2 protein-coding genes are annotated in these 3,547 nt (G+C 70.0%); both read right to left on the reverse strand.

Annotation, left to right across the window (positions count from 1 at the left end; translation table 11 throughout):
* Positions 1-146 precede the first annotated feature (146 nt).
* On the reverse strand, positions 147-875 hold the full coding sequence (locus C662_RS19355) for a response regulator transcription factor (protein WP_002934289.1): 729 nt from the start codon (positions 873-875) through the stop codon (positions 147-149).
* Positions 866-2,968, reverse strand: a complete 2,103-nt coding sequence (locus C662_RS19360) for a PAS-domain containing protein (RefSeq protein WP_002934291.1) — start codon at positions 2,966-2,968, stop codon at positions 866-868. Before C662_RS19360 ends, C662_RS19355 begins: the two co-directional genes overlap by 10 nt.
* Positions 2,969-3,547 lie beyond the last annotated feature (579 nt).

Genomic DNA, 3,547 nt, shown 5'->3' on the forward strand with positions numbered 1-3,547 from the left:
GCGGCGCGCTTTCCCCGTAGGAGCGGCGCCAGCCGCGAGGGGTTGAAGGCGACGGGGGTTGGGCGGGACCCGAAAAGCTCGCGGCTGGCACCGCTCCTACGGCAAACCCAACGCGCGTTGCGGCCCCCGTAGGCGCGGTGCCTGCATCAGGACCAGGCGACCTGGGCGGAGAAGAGGTAGCCGGCGCCGTACACGGTCTTGATTAGGCGCGGGTTGTGCGGGTCGTCGTCGAGCTTGCGGCGCAGGCGGGAGATGCGCACGTCGATGCTGCGGTCGAAAGGGTCGACGTCGCGTTCGCCGAGCAGTTGCTCGCGCGACAGGATCTTGTTGGGCCGCCGCAGCAGGGTGGCGAGCAGGCTGGCTTCGGCGGCGGAGAGGCTGATCTCGCGCCCGTCCGGGGCGCTGAGGGCGTGGCGGCTGGCGTCGAAGGTCCAGTCGGCGAAGCGGGCGATGGTGCGCTCGGTGGGGGTCTCGGGGGCGGCTGCGCGTTGGTAGCGGCGCAGGATGGAACGCACGCGGGCGACCAGCTCACGCGGTTCGAAAGGCTTGACGATGTAGTCGTCTGCACCGAGCTCGAGCCCGAGCACGCGGTCGGTGACGTCGTTGCGGCCGGTGAGGATGAGCACCGCGCATGGGCTGCCGTCCTGCAGTTCGCGCACGACCTGCATGCCATCCATGTCGGGCAGGCCGAGGTCGACGATGCACAGGTCGGGGGCGCTGCGGCGTGCGCGCGCCAGTAGCTGCTGGCCGGTGCTGACGTGTTCGCAGCGGAACCCGTATTCGCCCAGGCTCATGCAGATGAGGCGGGCGATCTCGGGGTCGTCCTCGAGCACCATGATGACGGGCGTGTTGGCGTCGGTCGCGGTCAGGGGCATGTTTGGCCGTGCTCCGGTTGGGGCGCTGTGGGGGCGGGCTGCGGTGCGAGCAGGTTGGCGAGTGCTGCGGCCAGGGTAGCCTGGTCGAAAGGCTTGCGCAGCGTGGGTACGTCGGCGGGGGCGACACCGGTGATGGCGCGCTCGCTGGCGTAGCCGGTGACGAGCAGGATCGGCAGCCCGGGGCGCAGCGCGCGGGCGCGCTGGGCGAGCTCGCGCCCGCCGATGCCGCCGGGCATGACGGTGTCGCTGACGAGCAGGGCAATGTCGTCGATGTTCTCCAGCAGCTCCAGGGCCTCGACGCCATTGCTGGCTTCGATCACCGGGTAGCCGTTGGCGGTGAGTTGCATGCGGATCACCTTGCGCACTTCGGGTTCGTCTTCGACCAGCAGCACCGGACCGTCGAGCACCGGCTGCGCGGCCGGCGGCTCGGCTGCCTTGCGGTTCTCGGCCGGGGTGGCCTCGGCCGTGGGCAGCACGAAGCGTACATGCGTGCCCGCGCCAGGGGTGCTGCGGATGCGGATGTTGCCGCCGGACTGGCGGACAAAGCCATACACCATCGACAGGCCGAGACCGCTGCCGCCACCAAAAGGTTTCGTGGTGAAGAAGGGCTCGAACACGCGCTGCAGTACGGCGGGCTCGATACCGGCGCCGGTGTCGGAGACGTCGATCTGCACGTAGGCGCCGGGGGCGAGCTCGCCGACCTGGGCGAGGGTGCCTTCGAGGGTGCGGCGCTTGACGGTGATGGTGAGCTCGCCGCCTTCGGGCATGGCGTCGCGCGCATTGATGGCGAGGTTGAGGATGGCGTTCTCGAGCTGGTGCGGGTCGACCAGGGCGTACAGCGGGTCGCTGGGCAGGCGCAGGCGCACCCGCACGGTTTCGCCCAGGGTGCGCACCAGCAGGTGGGTCATGTTGTGCACGAGGGCGCTGACCTCGACCGAGGTCGGCTCGAGCGACTGGCGGCGCGAGAAGGTGAGCAGGCGGCGGATGAGTTCGGCGCCCCGGCGCGCGGCCTGCAGCGAGGGGGCGACGTACTCGGAGCCGGCGCCGCCGCCGATGCGTTCGTTGAGCACCGACAGGTTGCCGATGATGATGGTGAGCAGGTTGTTGAAGTCGTGCGCGAGCCCGCCCGTGAGTTGGCCGACGGCTTCCATCTTCTGCGCCTGGATGAGTGCGGCCTGGTGGGCTTTCTGTTCGGTGATGTCGATCGACAGCACGAAGAAGCCGACCGTGGTGCCGTCGGCGTCGGCTTCGGGGACGACCACGCTGCGCGCGTGCACGGTGCGGCCATCGGCGAGGCGGCGGGCGTACTCGTAGGTGACGCGCTCGCCGTCGAGGGCGCGGGCGAGGTGGGGGACGATCTGGGTATAGCTGTCCTCGCCGAAGACCTCGTGGATGCTGCGGCCGATGATCTCGTCCTTGCCCAGGCCGAACCAGTCGGCGTAGCCCTTGTTGGCGAAGCGGTAGATCTCGCCGCGGTCGACGTAGGCGATGAGGGCGGGGATGGAGTCGATGATGAGCTGCAGGCGGTTTTCGCTGCGGCGCAGGGCCTCGGCGATATCGTCGATCTCGATGTTGGCGCGGGCGAGGCGTTTGTTGGCAGCCTCGAGTTCGGCGGTGCGCTCGCGCACGCGCTCCTCGAGGCGTACGTTCTGCTGCTCCATCACGCCTTCGTAGCGGCGTTGCTCGGTGATGTCGGTCCACAGCGACACGAAGCCGAGGTTGGGGATGGGGACGCCGCGGACGGCGAGGATGCGGCCGTTGGGTCGTGCGCGCTCGACGTAGTGCGGCTGGAAGCTGCGTGCAGCGGCGACGCGTTCGCGGATGAGGGTGTCGATGTCGCCCTGGCCGTACTCGCCGCGCTCGGCATTGAAGCGCACGAAGTCTTCGAAGGGCGTGCCCACGCGCACCATGGACTCGGGGAAGTCGAGCAGGCGCAGCAGCGCCTTGTTCCAGGTGACGAGCTTGGGGGTGGCGTCGAACACCGCGATCGCCTGGTCGAGCAGGTCGAGCCCGGCGAGCAGCAGGTCGTAGCGCCGGCGCTGTTCGGGCGACAGCGCGGAATAGGTGATGCTCTCCTCGTCGGCCTTCGCCATGCTGTGTCGCTCTCCGTCGTGGTTGCTGTCACGCGATGTTTGCACAATCGGCCGTGCGCCGCGACAGGCTGCTGCATGGCGCGTGCCCGTGCGCCCTGTCCGGTGCGCCCGTAGGAGCGGCGCCAGCCGCGAGCTTTTCGTCGGCCGCCCACCTGTCCCCGTCGCCTTCAACCCCTCGCGGCTGGCGCCGCTCCTACAGCGGGGAGATGCGCGTTGGGTTTGCCGTAGGAGCGGCGCCAGCCGCGAGCTTTTCGTCGCACCCACCTGCCCCCGTCGCCTTCAACCCCTCGCGGCTGGCGCCGCTCCTACAGCGGGGAGATGCGCGTTGGGTTTGCCGTAGGAGCGGCGCGAGCCGCGAGCTTTTCGTCGCACCCACCCACGCCCGTCGCCTTCAACCCCTCGCGGCTGGTGCCGCTCCTACAGCGGGGAGACGCGCCTTGGGTTTGCCGTAGGAGCGGCGCGAGCCGCGAGCCTTTCGTCGCACCCACCCCGGCCCATCGCCTTCAACCCCTCGCGGCTGGCGCCGCTCCTACAGCGGGGAGACGCGCGTTGGGTTTGCCGTAGGAGCGGCGCCAGCCG

The sequence above is a fragment of the Thauera sp. 28 genome, assembly GCF_000310145.2.
GTDB lineage: Bacteria > Pseudomonadota > Gammaproteobacteria > Burkholderiales > Rhodocyclaceae > Thauera > Thauera mechernichensis.

Coding starts and splice junctions, on each gene's coding strand:
- C662_RS19355 (WP_002934289.1), bottom strand. CDS start 875: ATGCCCCTGACCGCGACCGACGCCAACACGCCCGTCATCATGGTGCTC.
- C662_RS19360 (WP_002934291.1), bottom strand. CDS start 2,968: ATGGCGAAGGCCGACGAGGAGAGCATCACCTATTCCGCGCTGTCGCCC.